The following is a 23,140-nucleotide window of genomic DNA, read 5'->3' as shown; positions in this document are numbered from 1 at the left end:
ATCGAACGCAACGCTTGGCCTAGGCGAAATTCAGTGCAAACCAGGCGCGCGTTTCGTCGTTGGCGGGCAAGAGCGTCTCGATCCGCAGGTCGTCAAAGGTCGCGTCGGCGCTCATGCCGATGGTCGCGATCAGCGAGAACAGCTCGAGCACCTCTTCCCCGATCCGGATCCTGATCGCGAGAACCGGGGCATTCAGCCCGCTTCGGGGCGTGCTCATCAACGCCTGCACCCCGTCCAGCGCAAGCAGCTCGGCGTGAAGCGCGATGGCCTCGGTGTCGTGAGGGCGGCGGGCAACCTCCAGTTCCAGCAGCCGCAGCAACGAGCGGGCGGTCTCCTCCCAATTCACGATGGTGTCGCGCAGGGGGCCGGGGGACAGCATCTCGCGCATAAGGTTGGGGTCGCCCCGCGCCCCGGCCAGGGCAAAGAACCTCTGCGCGGGCGCGTTGGCCTTGAGCAGGTTCCAGATCCGGTCGATGGACATCGCCGGATAAGGGGCGTGGCCTTGCAGGACGTGATCTATCGACGCCTCGATGGGCGCCGTCACATTAACGCTTGGCCATCTTGATGATCTGACGGTAGTACTCGTCATGCGCCAAGTCTCCTACTCACGCCACCGGTTCCCACCGGCGATCATTCAACATGCCGTCTGGCTCTACTTCCGGTTCGCGCTGAGCTATCGCGATGTCGAGGAAATGCTCGCTGAACGGGGCATCGACGTGTCCTACGAGACCGTTCGGCGGTGGACGCTGAAGTTTGGCCGCCTCTACGCCGAGAAGGTCCGCCGTCGCCGACCACGGCCCTCCGATCGCTGGCACCTGGATGAAGTCTTCCTCAAGATCGGCGGCAAGATCGTCTATCTCTGGCGCGCTGTCGACGACGAGGGAGAGGTCCTCGACATACTGGTCCAATCGAAGCGAGACCGGAAAGCGGCATTGAAATTGCTGCGGAAATTGCTGAAGCGGCAGGGCTACGTGCCAATTGCAGTCGTGACGGACCGGCTCCGGTCCTACGGCGCCGCTCTGCGCGAGTTGGGCATGACTGATCGCCACGTCACCGGAGGACGGTCGAACAATCGGGCAGAGGTTTCGCATCAGCCGACCCGGCGCCGGGAGCGACAACAAATTCGGTTCAAGTCGCCCGGATCGGCGCAACGCTTTTTGTCGACCCACGCCGCCATCGCCAACCATTTCAATGTACAACGTCATCTGATTTCCCGCCGCACGCTGAAAACCCTCCGCGCCCGGGCCTCAGCCGACTGGCATGAAATCGTGGCGGCCTGAGGCCGCGCTCGGAAGGCACTCGTGGCAACAGCGATTTACTGTGACAATGCCGTTTGGGGTTTTACGTTGTTGGCGATTGCCCAAGCGATGGCGGGTCAGGCGACCGCGGCTGCAGAGACTGTTGCCGCTCTGCGACAAAAGCATCCCCGGTTCAATCTTGGGGTGTTTCGCCGACATGAACCGTATCGTGACGCCGAGACCCTGAACCGATTGACCGCGCTGCTGGCAAACGCGGGACTTTCGGAATGAGCGATTCAACGAGAGCAGACATTGCTGAATTGTCAACGAAAGCTCACTTTGTCCGCGAGCCAGTCATTCTTCGACTTGTAGCCAGCGTCAGGTCCTGGTCGAAGCGGTCATTGAGAGCTGAAAGCTCGGCTTTCCGTGACCGAACGACTGCTCGAAGGCAGTTAGCCGTCATCTCAGGGAAATACTCAGATGGCTGCGTCGAGCCCGAAACAGACGATCTCTGCTTCAGCTGCCACGTCGGAACTCGGGCGAAGACCTGCCATTGGACGGCAAGAGCAAATCTGCCCCGTGATGGATGGAGGCGATTTTGGCTTTATTTCAGTGACTTGCACGGCTTCATGTGCAGCTTATGTTCATGTTTCGATCGCGCGATTTCGCGCTGCATGCGGCCGTTTTCGGTGGTACGGTGCGCCTGAACCTTGGAACAGGCCAACCCGGCTGACGCATCAGGGCGCACATCCTCCATATTCGGGCCTCGTCGCGTGCCCTTCAGGCATCGAAACGGGCGTTCGGGCGATGTCGTTTATCCGGCAGACCTAACTGCTTCGCGCAGCTCGGCGTGAAGGACCCAGTTTCCCGGTTTGTCATCTTTTCTTTGCGGGCCTCGGTAGCCCAGAAACACCGTTCCGTCGTGTTCGCCGGTCCCGGTGTCAACAGGTGCTTCCAGGGAGAGGTAGCTGGCAATCAACAGCCCGGCCGACACGAGCGCGCGATTGGCCGAAGCGTTCGATTTGTAACCGGCTGCGCTCGCGACATTCAGCTCGGACAAGCCTTCGTCTTCGGCCAAAGCGAGGGCAGTCAGCATGGCGCGTTGCGGGCGCGAAAGGGCAACCTGCACAATTGCTTCGACGAATTCCTCGGTACTCGGAACGGCAAGACCCGTTGCCGGATCGGCCCGTCGATCGTCTGCTCTGCGAACTTCCCTCGCATCGATGACGTCGTGCAAGGCGGCGATAGCGGCCTCTTCCGTCGCGCCTCTGGCTTCGGCAATCATCCCGCGCGCGTTTGTCGGCGGTTTCGGAAAGGCCCTGGCCACGTATTCACCTGAAAGCCGCCCGGACTTGATCTGGTACCGGCCGTGTTCGCCCAGCTGGATCGCGGACGGTGTATCCGACGAGCGCTCGGAAACCTTCTTTTTCTTCTTGTCCTTGAAGAGGTCGCGACCTGTGGCCGTACGAGCTTCCGTGCTGAAACGTGTCATGGTGGTGTACTCCGAGAATGATGATTGGCTAGATGGGTGCGACTCCTGGTCATTTCGGCAGCCCCCGCGCCTCGGCGAATTTCACTAGTCGCCCCGCGGATTCATCCCATAGAGCGAGGCGCGCGCAGCCAAGGCTGTCCCGCAAGGTGACCCGGTTGGAATCTGCGAGCGCGTCATGGTCACGAAGCACTTCGGGCAGGCGATAGAACGGGATCCGGCTTGCCAGGTGGTGGACGTGGTGGACGCCGATGTTGCCGGTGATCCAGCGCAGAACCGACGGAAGATCGTAGTGGGAACTGCCCTCCAGCGCCGCGTCTTGGACGTCCCAGTCCGCTTCGCTTTTCCAGTTGGTGTGCTCGAACTGGTGCTGGACGAAAAAGAACCACATCCCCGTGCTTGCCGCTAGAAGCATCGTCGGAAAGAAGATGAAGAGCACCACGTTCCATCCGCCGAACCAGACCAGCGCGGTCAGGATTGTGGCGATTGCGGCGTTCGTCGCCATGGCGCTGAGCCAGTATCTCCATCCCGACTGCATCAGACCGACCGGAAGCCGGTTCTGAAGGAACAAGGTGTAGAAGGGTACGACCCCAAACAAGAACAGCGGATGACGGACAAGGCGATAAAGGCCGCGCCCGACCCGGTCCTTCGCGCGAAACTCGGCGACCGTCAGGGTCGGCAGGTCGCCGACGCCGCGCCGGTCGAGATTGCCGGTGGAGGAATGGTGAATGGCATGCGTTTCGCGCCAGACGTCGTATGGCGTCAGTGTCACCACGCCAATCGCGCGACCAAGCCAGTTGCACAGCCGCTTGCTGCGGAAGAACGATCCGTGGCCGCAATCATGCTGGATCATGAACAGGCGCACGAGGAACGCCGCATCGCCCAGCGCAAGCAACATCGCGAGGGCTGTGCTGTAGGAGAGCAACCACCAGGCGACGGCCCATGTCGCCAGGAACGGCGCAAGCGTAACGATCAATTCCAGGACGCTGCGCGCGGGGTCGGGCGCACGGTACCGGGTAAGGACCCGCGACCAATCTCGGGCATTGACCGGATGTGCGGCATTGGAACGGGGATCGCTCATGGTGATCGGGCGCTCAGTGGGGAGCGTCCGGGCGTCGCGGTCAGGCGAGCGCGAGATTGGTCGCGCTTTCGCGGCCATCGCGGCCGGTCTCGACCTCGAACGTCACCTTCTGAGCGTCCGAAAGGCCGGTCAGGCCGGCGCGTTCGACGGCGGAGATGTGGACGAAAACGTCCTTACCGCCCGTATCCGTCTCGATGAAGCCGAAGCCTTTTTGGGTATTGAAAAATTTCACGGTGCCATTGGCCATGTCCGTGGTCTCCTGTTCATACGCTGCCCCCAGGATGCGGCAGCCCGGCAAAGTCAGACTGAGAGATCAACTGAAGCCGGATGAACGGAAGCAGGAGGTCGCAGAGAAAATCGCTCGCCCGACTGACATGCGCCTTACCGAAGCGACTTACAAGGGTTGTCTTGCGATGTCGCGAAATTGCTTAACAGGCGATGACCGCTGATGGGACGGCATTGAAAAGCCATCGACGGTTTCCCATGTATGTCTGGTGTTATCGCTCTGCCGCGTGAGCAGGCGGGTTCACTTCCGCCCCCGGCCGTGACGCACCGTTTTCCCACATCACGAAGGGGGGACGCCGCCCAAGGCGGCTCCGGGCACAATGCGGTGCCGGAGTGTTCGCCCTAGGTGCACCCCGACCGACCGCGCGCGTTTGAATTCGGCGGTGACGCCGGACGCAAGGTTCGGCCAAGGAATGACATGACTTTCAATGAACTCGGGCTCAATGCTCGCATGGTCTCGCGGCTCGACGCCCTGGGACTGACTCAACCGACCCCTATCCAGGAACAGGCGATCCCACGGGCGCTGCAAGGCCGAGACATTCTGGGCATCGCCCAGACTGGGACCGGCAAGACCGTTGCCTTCGGCATTCCGCTGGTCGTGGCGCTTTCCAAAGCTCAGGAAAAGGCCGCGCCGAAATTGGCGCGCGGGCTCATTCTTGCGCCGACGCGTGAACTGGCCAATCAGATCGTTCAGAGCCTTGAAGGGCTGACGGCCGATCTCCGCATCACGCTCGTCGTGGGCGGAAAGTCGATCAACGCGCAGGCCCAAAAGCTCGCCCGTGGTACCGACATCCTCGTCGCCACGCCGGGCCGGCTGATCGACCTGATGGATCGCCGGGCCGTCGATCTCAGCAAGACAGGGTTTCTCGTCCTCGACGAGGCGGACCAGATGCTCGACATCGGCTTCGTCCACGCATTGCGCCGCATCGCGCCGATGTTGGGCAAGAACGGCCAAACCATGATGTTCTCGGCCACGATGCCGAAGGCAATGGCAGAGTTGTCCGGGCACTACCTCGACAAGCCGATCCGTGTCGAGGTGTCACCGCCGGGCAAGGTTGCCGACAAGGTTTCCCACAGCGTGCATTTCGTCCCGGAGGACCAGAAGCAGGATCTTTTGATCGAGTTGTTGGACGGGCACCGGGACGACCGCGCGCTGGTCTTCTCGCGCACCAAGCATGGAGCCGAGCGGCTCATGAAGCACCTCGACCGGGCCGGTTTCGCGGCCACCTCAATCCACGGCAACAAGAGCCAGGGTCAGCGCGACCGGGCCATCGCTGCCTTCAAGGACGGTTCGGTGCGCGTCCTCGTTGCGACGGATGTCGCGGCACGCGGGATCGACATCCCCGGCGTGGGCCATGTCTATAATTTCGATCTGCCGAATGTGCCGGAGAACTACGTGCACCGGATCGGGCGCGCCGCCCGTGCCGGACGTCACGGACGCGCGGTCGCGTTCTGCGCTGCCGACGAAGTGTCGGAACTCAAGGCCATCGAGAAGGTGCTCGGCATGCGCGTCGAAGTCGCCGGAGGCCGCGCCTGGGAAGGATTCGGAGACGCTCCGAAAGCGACGAAAGGGCGGCGACCGCGCCAGCGGTCTTCGCGGCGCCCGGAACGGATGGCCGCTTGATGGCAATCCCCAGGCGACTTCGGGCCTAACGCGGAAGAAGGCGCTGGACCGGCAGCTGACTGGGAACCGGAAATGCTTTCAAAGCGAGGCGGCGCTTTCTCCGCAGGAGGAAATTTCATGAACACTCCCGAATGGATCAAACCCGGCATCAACGGGGCCGTAATTGGCGCCGCCGTTGTCGGAATCGTCGGCTTCACCTGGGGCGGCTGGGTGACGGGCGGAACGGCGCATGAGAGGGCGATGGCGATGGCCCATGACGATGTCGTTGCGGCCATGGTGCCGGTCTGCCTCGACATGGCCCGGACCGATCCCGACCGCGCCGCGAAGCTTGTGACGATCCGGGGCGCGTCGACGTTCCAGCGCCGGGATGCCCTGATGGAAGCCGGCTGGGCGACAGTGCCCGGCGCCGAGGCGGCAGACCGCGACATCGCGCAGGCCTGTCTGGCATCGCTCGATGTCGATGCCATACCCGAGCGCCCGAAAACCGCGGCGGACGGCGGATGAGCGACCTCATGTCGAAGATAGGTCCAAGAACCCAGCGCCGCGGCCATGGACAGGCCGTACTCGCGATGGCCGGGATGATTGCCTTTCTGGCGTTTCCGGTTCTCGCGCAGGACGGTACCGGACCCATGCCAGAAAATGCTGAGGCGCGGAGCTATGGCGGAGGCTGGAACTGTACGCTCGGTTTCCGTGTGGACGGCGCGGATTGCGTGACTATCGACATCCCTGAAAACGCCTATGCGACGGGGCGGTCTTACGGCTCGGGCTGGGAGTGCAAACGTGGCTATGAAGAAGTGGGTGGGGGGGCGTCCTGCGACGCGATCCCTGTGCCTGAGAATGCCTTCCTTCAATCATCGGGCTATGACTGGCAATGTGATCGCGGATATCGGCAGGATCGAGAGACCTGCGTGCCGATCGACCTTCCGGAAAACGCCTATCTTACCAATGATCCGTCCAGTTCCGGCTGGGAATGCGAACGCGGCTTCACGGCCTTGACCGACTCCTGTGTTCCGATTGCGGTTCCTGAGAATGGCTATCTCACCAATGCGGACTATGGTGCCGAATGGGCCTGCGAGAGGGGCTTCTTCGAGATCGATGGCTACTGTAATCCCGTGGCGCTTCCGGCGAACGCCTTTCTGGACCAGGATTCCTACGGTCCGGGATGGCGTTGCGAACGGAGCTTTGAGGCGGAGGACGACACCTGCGTCGCGATCGACCTGCCCGCAAATGCCCACCTCGATCGATCCGGAAGCCGCTGGCGTTGCGATCGCAGCTTTCAGCTTTCTGACGGGGAGTGCGTTCTTGGACGATAATGCCCCCAGATCGCGCCCGGCCGAGACGGCCGGCATACGAATGCGGATCGGCTGTCGCCTGCGCTACCAGCTGACCCAGCCGACACCCATCATTGCCATGCTGAACGTGCACTATTCGCGCTTCGGCGATCTGGAGCGTGCCGACTATCTCGTGACTCAGCCGAGCGTGCCGCTGGAAAGCTATCGCGACGGGTTCGGCAACTGGTGTACGCGGATGGTGGCCCCGGCGGGGGACTTCACCCTGTCCACCGACGGGATTTTCCGCGACACCGGACATCCGGATTCGACAGTGCCCGAGGCCACGCAACACGCCATTCAGGACCTGCCTTTCGAAACTTTGGTCTATCTTCTCGGCAGTCGTTACTGCGATACCGATCTTTTGTCGGAAGAAACCTGGCGCCTTTTTGAGACCACGCCGCCGGGCTGGGCGCGTGTCCAGGCGATCTGCGATTTCGTGCATTCCTCGGTTTCGTTCGACTACATGCAGGCGAACGCGACACGCACCGCGTCCCAGACGATGGCGGGGGGACAGGGGGTCTGCCGGGATTTCGCCCATCTCGCCATCGCTCTCTGCCGCTGCATGAACATCCCGGCGCGCTACTGCACCGGCTACCTGAGCGAATTCGGTCAACCGAAGCCTCATCTGCCTGACGATTTCGCGGCCTGGATGGAGGTCTTTCTGGGCGGCCGCTGGTGGGTCTTCGATCCACGAAACAACAGCCCGCGCATGGGAAGGATTTTGATCGCGCGCGGTCGGGACGCTGCCGATGTGCCTCTGACCCAGACATTCGGGCCGAATACACTGACACAATTCGACGTCTGGACATGGGATGCCGAGGACGACCCCGCCGAGGCATCGTCCGGTTCTCGAAATCAGGCAGGGGCCTGAAAACGCAGTTGCGTCGGTCCGCCCTAAATTGGCCCGCAGGCGGGACGGTTGATCCGACTGTCTGGCGGGGACTTCGCAGATTGAAACCATCCGGGAAAATTGTGATGACCGCCTCGATCAAGACGACCGCCGTATTTCTTCGACCGTTCCAGCTGCCGAGTTTCAACGAGACCCTGCCGCCCGGCGAATACCAGATCGAGACCCAGCTGCTTGAGCCAGTGCACCGGATCGAACCGGGCACCTGGACGTCGTCCATTCTCGTGCGCCTCCATCCGCGCGCCTCGCACCCCGGGCTCGGCCGAACGCTCACCGTGCCGCTCGCCGAACTGGAGAATGCAGTGGCCAAAGACAAGCTCACCGGCAAAGCTCTGACGGACTACTTCCTCGAGGAGATGCTGGCCGACCCGATGATCCGCCTTATCATGCAGGCAGACGGGGTGGGCGAGTCCGAGCTCCGTGACCTCTATTCGGCTCGGCCCCGAGCCAGCGAGGAAAGCGCAGGCGAAACACGCAGCGCCGCCCCGCCACGCAAAGGGACCGAGACGGACGATACCGGACCGCGCGCTGGAAGCGGGCGCCCAGGCATCGGAGAATGACTTGCGGGTCCGCAATACGGCACCGCGTCCGACCGCAAGTGGGCCATGGTGGGGCTTTGGGAGCATTGCAGTGACGGATGACCCGATTGATCTTGACGGTCGCAGGACAGAGGCCGGGCGATATGAGACGGAAATGCGACGGCGACCTGCGAACGACGCCCCGTCTTTGGTGCCCTCGGCGCAACTTCACCTCGGTAGTCTCGAAAACCAGATGTTGGCGGAACCGGCGCGAACATGGGTAGAGGTGATGGAGAAGTGGCGGTTCCTTCTCGAACGATATTCGGCAACACCGGCGGCCCACGATGAACGCATTCAGAAACTGATCAGGCGGGCCATCGAAGACATGGAGCGGCTGCGGAAGCGCAAGGAGCGCAAGTGATAATGAAATCAGCAGACGCGGAAATCCAGAATGTGAGGGCAGCGACCGACATTGCTGCCGAGCGTGTCTGCCTGAAGTGCCGGTCGCCCTTCTGGAGCGAGGGGTTCGGCGAGCGGATATGTTCGCTCTGCAAGGGATCCGCCATCTGGCGCGCGGCAATCTCCGAAGGTGGCGGACATGGGCGCCGGCGTTTCAGCGGTCGACTGTCGTAGGTCTCGCCGATGCCATCCGTCACCATCACGCACACGACCAGGTATTGGTATCGCACTCCCGTTTCAGTCGGTCCGCACCGGCTGATGCTGCGTCCACGGGAGACCCGGGATCTCCGCCTGACCTCCTTCGACCTCGAGATCAGTCCCGAAGCCCGCATCGACTGGTCTCACGAAGTTGCCGGCAATGCCGTCGCAACGGCGCAGTTCGACACGATGACTGACGCGCTTTCGATCCGGTCGCGTGCGCAGGTGGACCTGCGCGCGCCGGTCTGGCCAGTCTTCCCCATCGCAGCCGCTGCGGCTTCGTATCCTTTCGTTTATGCAGCCGACGACTGGACCGATCTCGGCGCCTTGGCCATGCCGCAATATGCGGATGACACGCGGCGGCTGCGCGGGTGGGCCAAGGGGTTTGTCAGGGCGCGGCCGACGGACACGCTTTCCCTGCTGAAGGACATCAGCAACGGCATCACTGCAAGGATTTCCTACCAGACCCGCGAGACGGAGGGCACGCAGGGACCGCTGGAGACCCTCGACAGAGGATGGGGATCCTGCCGGGACTTCGCGGTGCTGTTCGCCGAGGCCGTCCGAACGCTTGGCTTCGGCGCGAGGATCGTTTCGGGATACCTCTTCAATCCGTCCGGAGACGAACTTGGCTCCGCGGACGCCGGCTCGACACATGCCTGGGTCGAGGTGTTTGTTCCCGGGGCAGGCTGGATATCGTTCGACCCGACCAACAGATCGGTTGGCTCCACCAATCTCATTCCTGTCGCCGTGGCGCGCAGGATCGAGCAGGTTGCCCCGGTGTCCGGAAGCTTCCATGGAAGAACCGCCGACGAGTTGGCAATGGAGGTTAGGGTGGATGTGAGGGATTCCTGAGAGCCTCTGCCCGGGAAGTCCTGATGCAAGAAGGATTGGTAATGTATCTTCGGGGCGGATTTTAGCTTTCATGGCATGGAGGATCGGACCCATCCGCTAGCGTCTCTCGAACTTTAAGCGCTTTGCGTGTGCATTTTGTGCGCAATCAAACGTGGAGTCGCAAAGAAGCAGACATGCGCGTCCGCCGGCTAAATCGTGGGACAGTCGGCGAATGGTGAGTTCGGTTCGCCGAGGAATCGCATCTGCAGCGAATGTCGGCAATGCGGTTTGCGACCGCGGCATTCGGAACCATGATCGAGCGACCGCTATGGGCCGTTCAGAGCCGTTGCATGCTGCATGGCGCATGACCGGTTTGTCCGCATCTGAGACATCCGAGGCGAGCGCAGCGATCGACCGGATTTCCGCACTGCGGTCATTGGTGCGACGACCCGTTGAAATCGCCGCTCGAAGCGGACGTCGACTGGAAGGCACAGCACACAAAGCTTGAAGTTAATCTACTTTCAACTCGTTGTAGGAGAGCATTACGTGTTCTCGGAAGGCGGGCCGTTCGGCGAGACGTTTGTAATAGGCTTGCACATTTGGCAAGTCGGCACGGCGTATCCCGATATCGTAATACCGAAAAAGAATGTGACCAAACTGTATGTCAGCAAGTGTGAGTTCGTCGCCTACGATAAAGGAACGCGTAGCAAGAGCAGTATCGGCAATTGCCAGCTTTTGTTCCAGAGCATCGACTGCCGTCTGAATAGTCTTTTGATCGCGTTGCGCCATTGGAGTTCTCACGACACGCCAAAAGATCGGTACCGTGAAGGCCATAGCAACGTTGAGCTTGGCCCACTCTGCCCATCGATCAACGTCAGCCCGAGCGACCACATCACCGGGCCAAAAGCTATCACTGCCATACCTTGTTGCGAGATATCTACAGATTGCGCCGGTTTCCCAAAGCGGCCCGAGGTTCGGGTCCCTCAGCACAGGGATGGTACCGTTTGGGTTCATGGCGAGAAAGTCGTCACTATCAGTACCGCCATAGATACCTCCCACATCATGACGGAAGTATTTCAAGCCCAACTCTCCGATGCACCACATCAGGGCCTGTACATTCGATGAAGTTTTCCGACCCCATACTTCCAACATGCCAAGTCACCCCATAAACTTTGAAGAGCTTGACGTGGCACGCACCCAAATTCAAGGACCGGTTCGTCCGCAAGCCGACCTAACCTCGATTACGGCGAACGTTTGGAGCCGGTGACAGCCGTCGTTCGAGCGTGTCTCTGCGGTTCCGTCGGCTCTGACGGCTGCTTACCGCCGTCTAGCGGTCATCTGATCATTCTTCTCAGATGTCTCAGAAGAGCCCATTCCGGACTCCCTCTCGCTGCAGAGTTCGCGTCTGCGGCATTTTGCGGTGACGCTAGGCCAGCTGAGGCGAAGCAGCAGAACCGGACATTAGTGCGGTCTGCAGCGAAGATTGCGCGCGCTGCGACCGCAGTGCGGACGAAGCGGACGTCCGGGTAACGTTGATCATGTAGAAAAATCGCCGTGCATTCGCCTCGCCGCAGTGCGCGGTCAGGTTGATTTGTCACGGCCGAAAATCACGCCGATCAAGTTCTCTTTCAACCCGTCGATCATCGGTTCCTTCATCACCAGCGTGCGCTGAAAGACGGTGCCGACAATCACATCCAGCAAGAAGTGCAGGTCCTCAGCGGAGATTTCGTTTCTTCCTCGCGCACGCTCCAGTGCCTCAAATGCCGAGACGCGCCAAGGATACACAAACCGGTCGCGGAATATCTGCGCCATTTTCGGATCGCTGCTGCCCGTTGTGATTGCTGCAAAGATTACAGTGGACGCCAGGGGACGCGTGAACGTGTCTATGAGTTGACCTATGGCGGCATCCATGTCGGCCCTGGAGTCTCCCGTGTCTGGGACCTTCCCTATGGCGATCTCCTGTTCTGCCGCTTCCAGGACCAGCTCACCCTTGGTCTTCCACCAGCGGTAGATAGTTGCCTTGCTGACAGCGGCCTCCTGCGCGACGGCCTCTATGGTCAGGTTCGAATAGCCATTGTCGAGCAGCAGCTTTCTGACCGCTGTGAGGATGGCGGTTTTGGATCGCTCGCTTCTTGGGCGACCACCGCCGCGGCCCGCACCATTGTCTTTGCTATCGTTCATTCACTCGTCTCATCCGAACCTGCGTCTTTCGTAAAGCGGATTTCGAGAAACTTGACAATGATAGAAACGAAACGCATCGTTTAATAATGTGAGTCCGTTACCGGGAGTTGGACAGATGGACGCTGTTCACGCCTTCGCTGAAAGACATCCGTTCTGGTTTGTCATCGCAGTGGCCATTCTCCAACCGATCATCGCGGTGCCCTTCTTGGTTGCCTCCAAGGTGCTGGGAACCGAGATCACGCCGCTCCGCCTGATCATTCCGACGGTTCAGTCCGTGTTCGTCCTTTGGCTGATCTGGGCGCTCGGATGGTGGCGGATCAGCGGATTGGCAGCCCCCGTTCGCAACACGCACCTCCTCATATACCCAGCGTTGATCCACTTCGTGCCAGTCCTTCTCTACGGCTCCGTCGAGATCCCTGCTGGGTGGGTTCTGTTCTATTTCCTGGCCGTTCTGGCGACCGGCGTCAGCGAGGAAGGCTTCGCCCGCGGCATCGCCTTGCCGGTGTTGCTCAAGTTCGGCAAGTGGAGTGCCGTCCTGATCGCGGCGGCGATCTTCAGTGCTGGTCATCTCACGAATGCTGCATTCGAGGAGTTCTCCCTGCTGGAATGGATCGACAAGTTCGGCAACACATTCGGCTTCGCGGTGCTCTATGGCGCGCTCTTTCTTCGGACCGGCAGTCTCTTGCCCTTGATCTTCCTCCACACGCTGCTGGACTACATCTACGTAACCTCGGGCACCGCCGGTCCGTTCATTGCAGAGCCGCTGGACATCCGGATTCACCTCGGCATCGCGGCGTTAAACACACTGGTCGGTCTCTATTTGATGACGGGCGTAACCGAGGAGGACATTCCACGGATCGGACGCCCCGCTGCCGCGCCCGCATGAAGATTTGATCATGCGCCTGGTACCGTATCTCGCCGCCGGTTTGACCCTGACGCATCCGTCATGGGCGCAGGACGAAACCCGCTCGATGATCGCCGCCGTAGAGCAAGCAGCCCCCGCCGCATTGGCACGCCAAGGTACGCCCGGGGCGGGTGTCGCTATCGTATTCGGCGGTGAGCCGATCTGGTCGGGCGGTTTCGGGGTGACAAATGTCGAAACCGGAGAACCGGTGACGGTCGACACGGTCTTCGAGATCGCCTCAGTCACCAAGCCGGTGACCGCATGGGCGATGCTGAAGCTCGCCGAAGAGGGCAAGATCAACCTCGACGCGCCGATCGAAACCTACCTCGCCGGCTGGACCCTCCCGCCTTCTGAGTTTGAGCATTCCCAAGTAACCGCGCGTGCCATCCTCGCCCACGGTGCCGGTCTTTCAAAAGGGGGCGATTCAGGCGTCGATCCGGGACAGGAACCGCCGTCGCTTCTGGAAGCAGCCGATGGTGCGACGATGGAGTTTGGCCCCGTTCGTGTCTCTCAGCCCCCCGGAGAGGCCTATCACTACTCGTCGAAGGGTTTCATCCTTCTTGAGTTGGCGGTCGAAGCGGTCACGGGCGAGCCGTTCAGCGACTATGTCACGAAGGAAATCCTTCGCCCTCTGGGCATGAACAGCAGCGCCTTCGGCTGGACGCCGGAGCTAGAGGCACGCGCAGCCTGGGGGCACGACTGGTACGGAAATCCCTTGCCGCACTACGAACACGCGACCAAGGCGCAGGGTGGCCTCGTGGCAACTGCAAGCGATGTCGCACGGTTCCTGGCGGCGTCGATGGCGGACGCCCAGGGAGCCGAACCGGGCCGTGGAGTGATCACGCCCGATTCCGTCAGGGACACCTTTGAGCCTTTTCCCTTTACCCAGGACACCAGCCACATCGGCCTCGGCTACAACCTGCACCTCGACGGCGAGACGCTAGTCGCCCGCAAGAGCGGCGATCATCGCGGTTACAAGGCCGTCGTCTTCCTGATGCCCCATACCGGTTCCGGTCTCGTGATCCTGGCCAACAGCGACCGTGCGGCCCCTGGCCTCTTCACCGACATAGCCTGCCCGTGGAGCCGTGCGTTGCCGGATGACCCTCTACAGGATGTGTGTTCTCAACTCGGGCTTTTGCACAAGGCGCACTTGGCGTTGGGTCTAATGTTAACGATGGTCGGCGTGGCGGTTGTGGGGCCTGTTCTATTGGGCTGGCGAAGAGGCCGCCGCGCCCCGCCTCGAAAATATTCGGTTTGGCGCAGAACGGCAGCAATCCTACCAATCCTCATGGTCGCCGCCTGGTGGGCATACTGGTACTCCGACATTCCGCTTCGCCTGCAAGGGTTTCCGCCCACGTTCTACACAGTCAGGGCGACGCTTTGGCCAACTGCATTTGTATGGGTGAGTCTGGGGGCGACCGTCTTGGGAATGTCGCTCGTTCTTGTTGCCATTCTCCCAACTACACCACGACCGCCCAAATCGAGGACGCAGGGGCCAACGGGCCCTTCGTAATCATCCGTCCAAATGGCCGCCTTGGGATCAGAGTAGACATCCCGCCCTCTGCCGGACCCTGTTGGTTCGTGGTCGACGTGTTGATTTCCCGGCTCCATGTCGGGGACATTGAGCCGCGTCCAAGAGGGAATAGCGCGCGAGCCTCGAGTAAAGGGCCTACGGCACCAGCCCTAGCTGACGGGCAACCGTTGCAGCGTCATAGTAGTCTCGACCCTCGACGACCTTCCCATCCTTTACCCGCATCACACTGCAGTAGCGTGTCTCCTGCCACCGACCACTCGGTTCAAAAGTTCCGAGCGATGATTCCAGAGGACCGGTGTGAGTGCCTCGGTTGATGAACTCTACGACTGCCCGATCGCCGTCGACTACGACGTTTGTGACTTTCACCTCTCCATCGGGAAAGGCTCGCCGCCACCGCTCGTAGTCCATTCTGTATCCCTTGGGACCGACCTGGCTCTCACCTCTCGCGACATCCTCAAACTGACAGTCGTCCGCAATCACAGCGACGCCGCGCTCGGGATCGCGCAAGTCCCAGGATTCGTGGAATTGCCGCACAATCTTCTCTGTGGGATGCATGACCGATTCACTTTCGCGAGGACATGTATTGAGAATACCGACCCGCCTCGATCCGTCCATTGAAAAGTCCGCTTCGGGCTCGGAGCGGACTACTGCGCCGCAGCAATGTAGGTCGCGCCCTTGGTTCCCAAAGCGGTCGTTGGCAGGGAGACAGTAGGATGTGTGCGTCGGCGCGGTGCTGACGCCAGGAGCGGGAGGGCTGGATGGAGACCCCATCATGTCCAGAATCCAGCTCCCAGCAACGCGACCGGTACGTCCCGCATGGAACAAGGGCCGACTGATCGGCCAGAAGCGACCACTCCTGCCCAAACAGGTTTGGGCCATTCGAGCAAGGCTCGAACTTGCCAATAACCTTCGGGACCTGGCGCTGTTCCACCTTGCGATCGACAGCAAACTCCGCGGGTGTGACCTCGTTCGTCTGCGCGTCAGTGACCTCGTCGTTGGCGGCTCAGTCCGCGACCGCGTGTCGGTCATCCAGAGCAAGACGGGCAGGCCCGTTCAGTTCGAAGTCTCCGAGAATACGCGAAGCTCGGTTCTTGAATGGGTCAAGTCGCCCCCGATGATCGGTTGCGGGTTCCTGTTCCCGAGCAGGTTCCACGCTTCGCCCCATCTCTCGACGCGACAGTACGCCCGTATCCTGAGGGACTGGGTGTCAGCGATCGGTCTCGATCCAAATGCCTATGGGACGCATTCCCTCCGGAGGACAAAAGCCGCGTTGATCTACCGGAAGACCGGCAACCTGCGCGCGGTCCAGCTCCTGCTCGGTCATACCAAGGTGGACAGCACGGTCAGGTACCTCGGCGTCGAACTCGACGACGCGCTGAGCATCGCCGAGAAGATCGAAATCTGAGGAATTGTCGGGCGGCAGCGGTCGCCCGCCATCTCAAACCGGACGGCGTTCACCTCTGGCCGGAGCGGCGGCTCAGAGCCCGAAGCCGACGTTTTTCAAGCGCAAACGAGGCGAGAAATTTTCATTCTGGGTGACGCCAGACAGGCGATCCATCCGATCGGCGCCTAGCGGTTTCATCGAGCGTACATCCGAGCCGTTCAGCAAGACGAATGGACCGCACGTTCTCTTCTTTGATGTATGAGGGCATGCGCCGCCAGCCGAAAGTCTCTGCTGTCCATCTGCGGGCTGCGAGAACTGCTTCGGAGGCATAGCCCTTCCCTTCACACGAGACGTCCCAAATCTGCCAGCCAAGTTCTGGTTCCGGCCAGTCTGGTGGAAAGTGCGGCCCTGCTACGCCTATCGCTCGGCCCTCCCCATGTCGAAGGACTATCGCCTGCGGGGCAAAGCCTCTGAGCTGTTGATGTCCGATAAAATAAGCGAAGTTCCTCCAGGCATCGCCGACATTGTCCGTCCCCATCGACAGCTTGGCGCGCTCGCTGAGCGAGTAATCGCGAAACACCTCCCAGGCGAACTGCCTGTGATCCGTGATGGCCGGATGATCCGTGTGCATCCAATGGACCTCGATCGGTACATCAAGCAACGGCGGGGGATGTGACCGATGGTGTCCCTTAAAGTCCTGATAAGTAAAGCTTTCCAAGCGTCTCGGGAAACCGTGACGCTCAGTCTGAGCGGAGGATTGTCTGCTACGGTTTCCCGAATCCGGGGGAATGTCCCCCCAAGTCTTCCCGAGGCCACGCGTGTCTCAAACCGGAGGTCCCGACATGACTGATCACACGCCGATTGAACCGAAAGATGTCTTTGCGTCGATCCCGAGGATCACGCTGGCCGACGTCCGCGACGCGGCCATGGGGAAAGCCTCCGGCACGCGTCTTCGAGACCTTCGCTCCGCATTCCGGTTCCTGGAAGATCGGACGGGACTCGATCTGGCGGAAACGCCCGCGACCGCGGCGGCTGTCCGCGATCTCTTTGAGGACAAGCGCGCGGTTGAGCTCGGCGCTTCCGAGAAGCGGCTGGCCAACATCCGCTCAATCGTCACTCGGGCCATCAAGTCTCATGGCCCACGTCGGACATGGATCACGCAGGAGATCGAACGCTCTCCTGAGTGGCGCGCGCTTCTTGATCGCGTGGCGCGCCAGGAAGACCAGTGGGCGCTCAGCCGGCTCGCTTGTTACTGCACCGTGATGCAGATCCCGCCCGACGCGGTCCAGACCGCGATGCTGGGCGGCTTCTGGCAAGCGTTGAGCCACGAGGTAATGTCCAAGTCGCCGAAGGCGATCTTCAAGCGGACGATCCACGCCTGGAACCGCTCGTTGCGGGATGTGCCGAGGTGGCCCGGCGAGCGGCTCGGTTCTCCCTTCAAGACCGATCCCTACATGTTGCCCCTCGAGGCATTTCCAGCGGGCTTCCAGCAGGCCGTCGCGTCTTGGGAAGAGCGCCTGCGCAATCCCGATCCCCTGGACCCGAGTGCGCCTGTCCGGGCGTTCCGCCCTGCCACGATCGAGGGATATCGCTACACCTTTCGGCGGTTGGCCACGGCCCTTGTCAAATCCGGCACCGTGTCCATCGACCAGATCACCGGCTTCGAAGTGTTCTTCGTGGAGGATCACTTCAAGGCGGCCCTGCGTCCCTTCCTGAAAGGCGAAACGGTCAAGACCGAAGGCTACGCTCACAAGATGGCCACACAGATGATCGCGGTCGGTCGACATCACCTTGGCTACGATGAGGCTCAGCTGGCGCCGTTCCATGCGATCGTCCAGCGCCTCAAGCCGAAATCCCCAGGCGGGATGGGAGAGCGCAATCGGACGCGCCTTAAGCAATTCGACGACGAAGAGGTGGTCCAGCGCCTGTTGCGCTTCCCGGAAGAGGAGCTCGAGCGGGCGCTCAAACAGCGCAGCAAGCTTCGACGTGCGAAAGGCGTGGAACGCGCCCTTGCAATCTCGCTGGCGATCTTCACCGGATTACGGGTCAAGAACCTGCGGGAGCTCAACCTGGACACCCAGCTCCGACGGCGCGGCAAGCGGGTCTTCGTGCACTTGTCTGACGATGAGACCAAGAGCCACCGCGCGCTGGACCTGGAGTTGCCGCCGGAGACCATCGAACTGCTCGATCACTTCGTTGCAGATCATCGCCCGCTTCTGCCAGGCTCACAGGGGCCATATCTCTTTCCCGGTCAAGGCGGCGGCGCACGATCATACTCCGCCATGCGGGACACTCTGAGCCGGACGCTCTGGAAGCAAGCGGGTATCCGCATGTCCCCGCATCTCTATCGTCACGCCATCGCCAAGATCGTCGTCGAGCGGCAACCTGAGCTGGCGCTCGATCTCAGTCGGCGCCTCGGCCACAAGTCGCTCAACACCACGTACCAGTCCTACCTGGGCACGGAAGGGCCTGCGGCCAGCCGCCGTATCAACACGCTGCTCAAGGCGCTGCGAGACGATTCCTGCGGGGATGAGTCTTGAGACGCGGTTGGCCCAACGTGCCGTTCGAGGCCTGGCCTAAGCAGGACCGTGCCGCGTGGCAGGAGCTGCTCCGTGACGGAGATGTTCTTGAAGGGCGCGGCCCAGGTGCCCATTGGAGCGAAGCCACACGCCACACGCTCCAAAAGCATTATGCGGGCTGGTTGGGGTGGCTGGACGCGCTTGGGATGCTCGACCGCCACGCAGCGCCGGCCGACCGTATCACGCCTGAGGCGGTTACCGCCTATGCCCGTGAGTTGATGGCGTGCGTCGCGCCCAAGACGGTGGAGAGCTACGTGCGCGACCTCAAGGTGATGGCAAAAGCCCTGTCACCCGATCGAGACTGGCGGTGGCTCATGGACCTGTCGAACCGCCTCAAGCAATGGGCCAAGCCCAGCCGCACGCTGACGCTGCCTGCTCTCTCGGCTGCGGAGATGTTCGGTCGTTGCTTTTACGAGCTCGATCGACTGACAGACCGCGACTTCAGCGTGGGCAAGCATCGGATTGCCTACCGCGATACCCTTTTGGTCGCCCTGCTGATCTCTGCGCCTGTCAGGTCTAGCAACCTGGCGATGATCCGTATCGGGCAGCATCTACAGCTCTGCGGCCACGAATGGCATCTGCGCTTCTTGGCTTCAGAGACAAAGACCGATCAGCCAATCCACCTGGTTCTTCACGACGACCTGGGCCAACACATCGCGCGTTACATCCATCATGTCCGCCCGGTATTCCCAAACGCCAGCGAGACCGACCGACTCTGGCTTGCCAGCAAAGGAAAGCCGATGGCACAGCACTCGATCTACGATCGGGTGCGTCGCCAGTCAGAGCATCTGTTCGGCGAAGCCTTGTCCCCGCATGCCTTCCGAACTATCGCCGCGACCTTCTTGGCAGAGACATCGCCAGAGGACGCGCTCCACGCAAGGCTGCTTCTTGGGCACCGCTCACCGGCCACCACCGAGAACTTCTACATCAAGGCCAGTCAGCTTAAGGCGTCGCAGAGCGTTGCTGCGGCGTTGCGGAGCATAAGGGATGGACCCGAGGATCGGAAGGGAACGCTGGACACCAGAGGCGAAAACTGAGGCACTGCGCGAAGCAGATTGTGCGCAGAGCCCGGGCGCATATTTCTTCCTATGGAGGTCCGCTCTTCGCAATGAACCGGTCATCCGACGAAAAGACTCAGATGTCTGTCTTGAGCCCTTCTCGGACCTTGGTCTCCCGCGCAGCATCCTTAGGGATGGGCGGAGAGCTGACCTTCTCTGCTGCCGAGAGACAGCTCGATTGTTGAGTCGGAAGCCGCCATTCAAACGTCGAGAATCCCCGGCCCGATGCTGCAAAGCCGCAAGTCGGCTCTCCTGCACAAAGCGGTCAAATCGTTTGATCGCCCCATTTGGATTGGGCCCAAAAGAGCGAAATAAAAGGCTCAGTTCTGAGCGAGCAACATACGGGCTTCATGTTTGCGCAGGCACGTACGGGCGGTCATTCCGTAGGCACCGGCATTCCAACGCAGTTCAGGGAAGATGGAAAACATCTCCTCGCGGGATTCATCGGTGATCGCAGCAATGCCGGTTTCACCTGCAAAAAAACTTTCGGTCGCAGCTTCTTCGGCAAAGATCACTTCGTGCTGGTCTAGCATCAGGTGCACATAGGTGACGCGATCCTGCTCAACGACACGGACGTCGCGACCGTCAACCAGATATTTGGCTGCGACCACAACTTCACTTTCCCCGAACAGCAACTGAGCCTTGTAGCCGGTGAATAGAATCCGATGTTGCGGTGAAACCAGTAGCGGCCGCCGTGCGCCGTCCATCACCTTGGTATTTACAGCGATCGGGGCGAATCTCCCCCGCCCATTGACCGTGCTGGTCCCGATCCAGCGGATCGGCCGGGGACCATTGTCGCGCGTGATCACACGCTCACCAGCTTTCAGCGTCTCGATTGGCCGGTAGCCCTGTTCGGTCAGAATTGCCGTTCCAGGTGTGAAGCAGATGATGTTGTCGATGTTCGAGAACGACACCAGCGTTCCATCGAACATCTGGATCGTGCCACTCTGTTCGCCGTCAACGTTCGAAGTGACATTAAGCGTGGTCCGGTCGGCAACACCGCCGAGATCGAGCGTATCGCCGCCGGTTTCACCGGTCGCGAGACCATCGATGGTGATCGACCCACTGTCTGCCTCCATCAGATCGACCAGGGTAAACGTATCGTCGCCTGCGCCACCGATGGCGGTGTCGTTCTGCCCGACCAGAATGCTGTCGTTGCCAGCACCTCCGACAAGAGAGTCCGCGCCGACACCACCGTCCAACGTGTCGTCGCCATCCTCACCCAACACGGTGTCGTCGCCAGCCCCTGAGGCGACATAGTCGTTGCCAGCGCCGGCAGTAACCGAGTCGTTGTCGCCGCCGGCGGTCCCCGGCTGCAACGGGTTTCCGTCGTTGTTATCGATCAGGTCACCTTCGAGATCGCCGCCATAGCTTGCGTCGATGACGTCGGCACCGCTGGTGCCTTCGACGATGTAGTCAGGCGCGGGTTCGGTCCCGGTGGCCTGCAAATCGATGGCCCCGTTTCCAAACGCATCCATTTCGGTCTGGGTTGCGGCCTCGTCCGGCATGAAGGCCAGCCGGGTCGTATCACCGGCTGACGGGTAATCCTGGACCGTGATGATGAAGATTGACGAGCCTTCGAACTGATCGGGAACCTGACCGGCGCCGTCCCGATTCAGGGTCGGAAGCTCGGCCGACAGCTCGAAAGAAAAATCGTAGAGCGTGCCGCCGATATCGACCTGTGTATCGGGATCGGGCGCGCCGCCATTGGTGTCGAGGGTCAGGTCGCCGTTCGGGCCCGACTCCACTAATGAAAATTGGACCGCCGGGTCTCCCGTAAGATTAAGCGCGGGATTGTTTGCACTGTTACTGTCTATCCTGGCCCAGAAGGTCCACATTGTGTTTCCCCGATGCCTGCGACACCTCGGTGAGGGTCATTGTTTCAGGAATCGATACGCAGTGTTTCTGACTGAAGCGTGAGCAATTCATGGCAAGTTTTTGCTAAATTGCGCCGTAAACATGACTTTGGCTAAGTTGCGCGCGAAGACCACATCGTCACCATCGCTGCTTGCGGCATTTGGTCAGGCGGCGCTACCGGTAGGGCAGTCTGCGCTGCTGCCACTCAGGTTTGCGTGGGCCCCGACGACTTGCGACGGTAAAGGTCTTGAAAGGCCGCTCCGACCGCAGACCGCTAGTTAGCCTACCGCCCGATCTTGCGCCTGCAGCGAACGGCCGGTTTGACGGTGGCGCCGCAGCAGCAGATGAAACGGCCGAACGTCCGGTTGGGGCCGAAAGCGCCAGTTGGACTGATTGGCGTGAAGGTCTGGAAAGTCCGCATCTGAGACATCCGAGGCGTGCGCAGCGATCGACCGGTTTTCCGCACTGCGGTCATTGGTGCGTCGACCCGTTGAAACCGCCGCTCGAAGCGGACGTCGACTGGAAGGCACAGCACACAAAGCTTGAAGTTAATCGACTTTCAACTCGTTGTAGGAGAGCATTACGTGTTCTCGGAAGGCGGGCCGTTCGGCGAGACGTTTGTAATAGGCTTGCACATTCGGCAAGTCGGCACGGCGTATCCCGATATCGTAATACCGAAAAAGAATGTGACCAAACTGTATGTCAGCAAGTGTGAGTTCGTCGCCTACGATAAAGGAACGCGTAGCAAGAGCAGTATCGGCAATTGCCAGCTTTTGTTCCAGAGCATCGACTGCCGTCTGAATAGTCTTTTGATCGCGTTGCGCCTTTGGAGTTCTCACGACACGCCAAAAGATCGGTACCGTGAAGGCCATAGCAACGTTGAGCTTGGCCCACTCTGCCCATCGATCAACGTCAGCCCGAGCGACCACATCACCGGGCCAAAAGCTATCACTGCCATACCTTGTTGCAAGATATCTACAGATTGCGCCGGTTTCCCAAAGCGGCCCGAGGTTCGGGTCCCTCAGCACAGGGATGGTACCGTTTGGGTTCATGGCGGAGAAATGGGCGAAAGTTGGTGATGCCCTGAGGGGCGGCATATCATGGCGGTGTTCAGACGCCGTCAATTCTCTGCAGAGAAAGGGATATGCCACATGCCAGAGACTACCATTGCCACGCTGCCTGATCCATCCGGATTTTTCTCGGACCCTTTGACCGGTGTCATCCGGGAAGGCGCGCGCAAGCTGATTGAACAAGCGATCGAGGCGGAACTGGCCGCGCTGATGGCGGGGTTCGCCGATGACAAGCTCGAAGACGGTCGCGCCAGGTTCCCGAGCAGGTTCCACGCTTCGCCCCATCTCTCGACGCGACAGCACGCCCGTCTCGTGAGGGACTGGGTGTCAGCGATCGGTCTCGATCCAAATGCCTATGGGACGCATTCCCTCCGGAGGACAAAAGCCGCGTTGATCTACCGGAAGACCGGCAACCTGCGCGCGGTCCAGCTCCTGCTCGGTCATACCAAGGTGGACAGCACGGTCAGGTACCTCGGCGTCGAACTCGACGACGCGCTGAGCATCGCCGAGAAGATCGAAATCTGAGGAATTGTCGGGCGGCTTGTGTCGTTATGGTTTTGTCAGAAGGATTCCGGTTGAGACGGGCAGGGCGGCCTCGTAGCGTCGGAACAT

Annotated in this window: 25 protein-coding genes and 1 pseudogene; 16 read left to right on the top strand and 10 right to left on the bottom strand. The window is 60.9% G+C overall.

The genetic code is table 11. From position 1 onward, the window contains the following. Positions 1-19: 19 nt before the first annotated feature. Positions 20-544 carry a hypothetical protein gene (locus RXV88_RS17040; protein WP_316294697.1) on the bottom strand — a complete coding sequence of 175 codons (525 nt, stop codon included), beginning with the start codon at positions 542-544 and terminating at the stop codon, positions 20-22. A gap of 43 nt (positions 545-587) precedes the next feature. Here RXV88_RS17040 and RXV88_RS17035 point away from each other — a divergent pair, with 43 nt between their 5' ends. Then, positions 588-1,280, top strand: a complete 693-nt coding sequence (locus tag RXV88_RS17035; protein WP_316294729.1) for an IS6 family transposase — start codon at positions 588-590, stop codon at positions 1,278-1,280. Between the two features lie 21 nt (positions 1,281-1,301). Then, entirely contained in the window at positions 1,302-1,529 is a 228-nt protein-coding gene (locus RXV88_RS17030; protein WP_316294696.1) for a hypothetical protein, read from the top strand. A 523-nt stretch (positions 1,530-2,052) separates the two neighbouring features. On the opposite strand, the gene RXV88_RS17025 is transcribed toward RXV88_RS17030, so the two are convergent. The 3 genes from RXV88_RS17025 to RXV88_RS17015 are packed head-to-tail and all read right to left on the bottom strand — an operon-like array spanning position 2,053 to position 4,055. Further along, positions 2,053-2,730: a hypothetical protein gene (locus RXV88_RS17025; protein WP_316294695.1), complete on the bottom strand. Its 678-nt coding sequence runs from the start codon at positions 2,728-2,730 to the stop codon at positions 2,053-2,055. Positions 2,731-2,779: 49 nt separating this feature from the next. Next, positions 2,780-3,808 carry a fatty acid desaturase gene (locus RXV88_RS17020; protein ID WP_316294694.1) on the bottom strand — a complete coding sequence of 343 codons (1,029 nt, stop codon included), beginning with the start codon at positions 3,806-3,808 and terminating at the stop codon, positions 2,780-2,782. Positions 3,809-3,848: 40 nt separating this feature from the next. Then, entirely contained in the window at positions 3,849-4,055 is a 207-nt protein-coding gene (locus RXV88_RS17015; RefSeq protein WP_043919421.1) for a cold-shock protein, read from the bottom strand. Between the two features lie 456 nt (positions 4,056-4,511). Between RXV88_RS17015 and RXV88_RS17010 the strand changes: the two genes are divergently transcribed. From RXV88_RS17010 to RXV88_RS16980, 7 genes are all read left to right on the top strand, one after another. Then, positions 4,512-5,717 (top strand): DEAD/DEAH box helicase, encoded by a 1,206-nt coding sequence (locus RXV88_RS17010; protein ID WP_316294693.1) that lies wholly within the window; start codon positions 4,512-4,514, stop codon positions 5,715-5,717. A gap of 117 nt (positions 5,718-5,834) precedes the next feature. Beyond that, a complete protein-coding gene (locus RXV88_RS17005; protein WP_316294692.1) occupies positions 5,835-6,221 on the top strand; it encodes a hypothetical protein in 387 nt (128 codons plus the stop codon). Further along, on the top strand, positions 6,218-7,030 hold the full coding sequence (locus RXV88_RS17000; protein ID WP_316294691.1) for a hypothetical protein: 813 nt from the start codon (positions 6,218-6,220) through the stop codon (positions 7,028-7,030). Before RXV88_RS17005 ends, RXV88_RS17000 begins: the two co-directional genes overlap by 4 nt. A 34-nt stretch (positions 7,031-7,064) precedes the next feature. After that, positions 7,065-7,919: a transglutaminase-like domain-containing protein gene (locus tag RXV88_RS16995; protein WP_410468835.1), complete on the top strand. Its 855-nt coding sequence runs from the start codon at positions 7,065-7,067 to the stop codon at positions 7,917-7,919. A 104-nt stretch (positions 7,920-8,023) separates the two neighbouring features. Next, positions 8,024-8,515 carry a hypothetical protein gene (locus RXV88_RS16990; RefSeq protein WP_316294689.1) on the top strand — a complete coding sequence of 164 codons (492 nt, stop codon included), beginning with the start codon at positions 8,024-8,026 and terminating at the stop codon, positions 8,513-8,515. Between the two features lie 70 nt (positions 8,516-8,585). Further along, entirely contained in the window at positions 8,586-8,894 is a 309-nt protein-coding gene (locus tag RXV88_RS16985; RefSeq protein ID WP_316294688.1) for a hypothetical protein, read from the top strand. Positions 8,895-9,115: 221 nt separating this feature from the next. Next, on the top strand, positions 9,116-9,982 hold the full coding sequence (locus RXV88_RS16980; protein WP_316294687.1) for a transglutaminase family protein: 867 nt from the start codon (positions 9,116-9,118) through the stop codon (positions 9,980-9,982). A gap of 489 nt (positions 9,983-10,471) precedes the next feature. On the opposite strand, the gene RXV88_RS16975 is transcribed toward RXV88_RS16980, so the two are convergent. Further along, positions 10,472-11,113 (bottom strand): glutathione S-transferase family protein, encoded by a 642-nt coding sequence (locus RXV88_RS16975; protein ID WP_316294686.1) that lies wholly within the window; start codon positions 11,111-11,113, stop codon positions 10,472-10,474. Positions 11,114-11,542: 429 nt separating this feature from the next. Continuing rightward, positions 11,543-12,142 (bottom strand): TetR/AcrR family transcriptional regulator, encoded by a 600-nt coding sequence (locus RXV88_RS16970; RefSeq protein WP_316294685.1) that lies wholly within the window; start codon positions 12,140-12,142, stop codon positions 11,543-11,545. Positions 12,143-12,257: 115 nt separating this feature from the next. Here RXV88_RS16970 and RXV88_RS16965 point away from each other — a divergent pair, with 115 nt between their 5' ends. Both RXV88_RS16965 and RXV88_RS16960 read left to right on the top strand, forming a co-directional pair. Next, entirely contained in the window at positions 12,258-13,028 is a 771-nt protein-coding gene (locus RXV88_RS16965) for a CPBP family intramembrane glutamic endopeptidase (RefSeq protein WP_316294684.1), read from the top strand. Between the two features lie 10 nt (positions 13,029-13,038). Continuing rightward, a complete protein-coding gene (locus RXV88_RS16960) occupies positions 13,039-14,559 on the top strand; it encodes a serine hydrolase domain-containing protein (RefSeq protein WP_316294683.1) in 1,521 nt (506 codons plus the stop codon). Positions 14,560-14,715: 156 nt separating this feature from the next. On the opposite strand, the gene RXV88_RS16955 is transcribed toward RXV88_RS16960, so the two are convergent. After that, a complete protein-coding gene (locus RXV88_RS16955; protein WP_316294682.1) occupies positions 14,716-15,135 on the bottom strand; it encodes an ester cyclase in 420 nt (139 codons plus the stop codon). 217 nt (positions 15,136-15,352) lie between these two features. Here RXV88_RS16955 and RXV88_RS16950 point away from each other — a divergent pair, with 217 nt between their 5' ends. Further along, entirely contained in the window at positions 15,353-15,985 is a 633-nt protein-coding gene (locus tag RXV88_RS16950) for a tyrosine-type recombinase/integrase (protein ID WP_316294681.1), read from the top strand. A 121-nt stretch (positions 15,986-16,106) separates the two neighbouring features. Here the strand turns inward: RXV88_RS16950 and RXV88_RS23730 are convergent, their stop codons facing one another. Further along, the gene (locus tag RXV88_RS23730; protein ID WP_410468834.1) at positions 16,107-16,502 is read right to left on the bottom strand and encodes a GNAT family N-acetyltransferase; all 396 of its coding nucleotides are present in this window, start codon (positions 16,500-16,502) and stop codon (positions 16,107-16,109) included. Here RXV88_RS23730 and RXV88_RS16945 point away from each other — a divergent pair. The 3 genes from RXV88_RS16945 to RXV88_RS16935 all read left to right on the top strand — a co-directional run bounded on the left by RXV88_RS16945 (position 16,401) and on the right by RXV88_RS16935 (position 19,580). Further along, positions 16,401-16,640 (top strand): hypothetical protein, encoded by a 240-nt coding sequence (locus RXV88_RS16945; RefSeq protein WP_316294680.1) that lies wholly within the window; start codon positions 16,401-16,403, stop codon positions 16,638-16,640. The two genes, RXV88_RS23730 and RXV88_RS16945, sit on opposite strands and share 102 nt — an antisense overlap. Before the next feature lie 166 nt (positions 16,641-16,806). Continuing rightward, on the top strand, positions 16,807-18,504 hold the full coding sequence (locus tag RXV88_RS16940; RefSeq protein ID WP_316294679.1) for a site-specific integrase: 1,698 nt from the start codon (positions 16,807-16,809) through the stop codon (positions 18,502-18,504). A gap of 17 nt (positions 18,505-18,521) precedes the next feature. Continuing rightward, positions 18,522-19,580: a site-specific integrase gene (locus RXV88_RS16935; RefSeq protein ID WP_316294678.1), complete on the top strand. Its 1,059-nt coding sequence runs from the start codon at positions 18,522-18,524 to the stop codon at positions 19,578-19,580. 341 nt (positions 19,581-19,921) lie between these two features. Here RXV88_RS16935 and RXV88_RS16930 read toward each other — a convergent pair whose 3' ends face one another. Both RXV88_RS16930 and RXV88_RS16925 read right to left on the bottom strand, forming a co-directional pair. After that, a complete protein-coding gene (locus RXV88_RS16930) occupies positions 19,922-21,439 on the bottom strand; it encodes a Hint domain-containing protein (protein ID WP_316294677.1) in 1,518 nt (505 codons plus the stop codon). Positions 21,440-22,006: 567 nt separating this feature from the next. Next, positions 22,007-22,609, bottom strand: a complete 603-nt coding sequence (locus RXV88_RS16925; RefSeq protein WP_316294676.1) for a glutathione S-transferase family protein — start codon at positions 22,607-22,609, stop codon at positions 22,007-22,009. A 165-nt stretch (positions 22,610-22,774) separates the two neighbouring features. On the opposite strand from RXV88_RS16925, the pseudogene RXV88_RS23725 reads away from it, so the two are divergent. After that, positions 22,775-23,053, top strand: a pseudogene (locus tag RXV88_RS23725) (tyrosine-type recombinase/integrase); the annotation flags it as partial. Positions 23,054-23,140 lie beyond the last annotated feature (87 nt).

The sequence above is a fragment of the Aestuariicoccus sp. MJ-SS9 genome (genome assembly GCF_032586235.1).
Taxonomy (GTDB): domain Bacteria; phylum Pseudomonadota; class Alphaproteobacteria; order Rhodobacterales; family Rhodobacteraceae; genus Aestuariicoccus.
Note: the sequence above shows the minus strand (reverse complement) of the source record. Positions and strands in the feature narration are given on the sequence as shown.

What these genes read in the sequence shown, in the direction of transcription:
- RXV88_RS17035 (WP_316294729.1), top strand. Translation starts at nt 588, where the DNA reads ATGCGCCAAGTCTCCTACTCACGCCACCGGTTCCCACCGGCGATCATT.
- RXV88_RS17025 (WP_316294695.1), bottom strand. Translation starts at nt 2,730, where the DNA reads ATGACACGTTTCAGCACGGAAGCTCGTACGGCCACAGGTCGCGACCTC.
- RXV88_RS17020 (WP_316294694.1), bottom strand. Translation starts at nt 3,808, where the DNA reads ATGAGCGATCCCCGTTCCAATGCCGCACATCCGGTCAATGCCCGAGAT.
- RXV88_RS17015 (WP_043919421.1), bottom strand. Translation starts at nt 4,055, where the DNA reads ATGGCCAATGGCACCGTGAAATTTTTCAATACCCAAAAAGGCTTCGGC.
- RXV88_RS17010 (WP_316294693.1), top strand. Translation starts at nt 4,512, where the DNA reads ATGACTTTCAATGAACTCGGGCTCAATGCTCGCATGGTCTCGCGGCTC.
- RXV88_RS17005 (WP_316294692.1), top strand. Translation starts at nt 5,835, where the DNA reads ATGAACACTCCCGAATGGATCAAACCCGGCATCAACGGGGCCGTAATT.
- RXV88_RS17000 (WP_316294691.1), top strand. Translation starts at nt 6,218, where the DNA reads ATGAGCGACCTCATGTCGAAGATAGGTCCAAGAACCCAGCGCCGCGGC.
- RXV88_RS16990 (WP_316294689.1), top strand. Translation starts at nt 8,024, where the DNA reads ATGACCGCCTCGATCAAGACGACCGCCGTATTTCTTCGACCGTTCCAG.
- RXV88_RS16980 (WP_316294687.1), top strand. Translation starts at nt 9,116, where the DNA reads ATGCCATCCGTCACCATCACGCACACGACCAGGTATTGGTATCGCACT.
- RXV88_RS16975 (WP_316294686.1), bottom strand. Translation starts at nt 11,113, where the DNA reads ATGTTGGAAGTATGGGGTCGGAAAACTTCATCGAATGTACAGGCCCTG.
- RXV88_RS16970 (WP_316294685.1), bottom strand. Translation starts at nt 12,142, where the DNA reads ATGAACGATAGCAAAGACAATGGTGCGGGCCGCGGCGGTGGTCGCCCA.
- RXV88_RS16965 (WP_316294684.1), top strand. Translation starts at nt 12,258, where the DNA reads ATGGACGCTGTTCACGCCTTCGCTGAAAGACATCCGTTCTGGTTTGTC.
- RXV88_RS16960 (WP_316294683.1), top strand. Translation starts at nt 13,039, where the DNA reads ATGCGCCTGGTACCGTATCTCGCCGCCGGTTTGACCCTGACGCATCCG.
- RXV88_RS16955 (WP_316294682.1), bottom strand. Translation starts at nt 15,135, where the DNA reads ATGCATCCCACAGAGAAGATTGTGCGGCAATTCCACGAATCCTGGGAC.
- RXV88_RS16950 (WP_316294681.1), top strand. Translation starts at nt 15,353, where the DNA reads ATGTCCAGAATCCAGCTCCCAGCAACGCGACCGGTACGTCCCGCATGG.
- RXV88_RS16945 (WP_316294680.1), top strand. Translation starts at nt 16,401, where the DNA reads ATGTCGAAGGACTATCGCCTGCGGGGCAAAGCCTCTGAGCTGTTGATG.
- RXV88_RS23730 (WP_410468834.1), bottom strand. Translation starts at nt 16,502, where the DNA reads ATGGGGACGGACAATGTCGGCGATGCCTGGAGGAACTTCGCTTATTTT.
- RXV88_RS16940 (WP_316294679.1), top strand. Translation starts at nt 16,807, where the DNA reads ATGACTGATCACACGCCGATTGAACCGAAAGATGTCTTTGCGTCGATC.
- RXV88_RS16930 (WP_316294677.1), bottom strand. Translation starts at nt 21,439, where the DNA reads ATGTGGACCTTCTGGGCCAGGATAGACAGTAACAGTGCAAACAATCCC.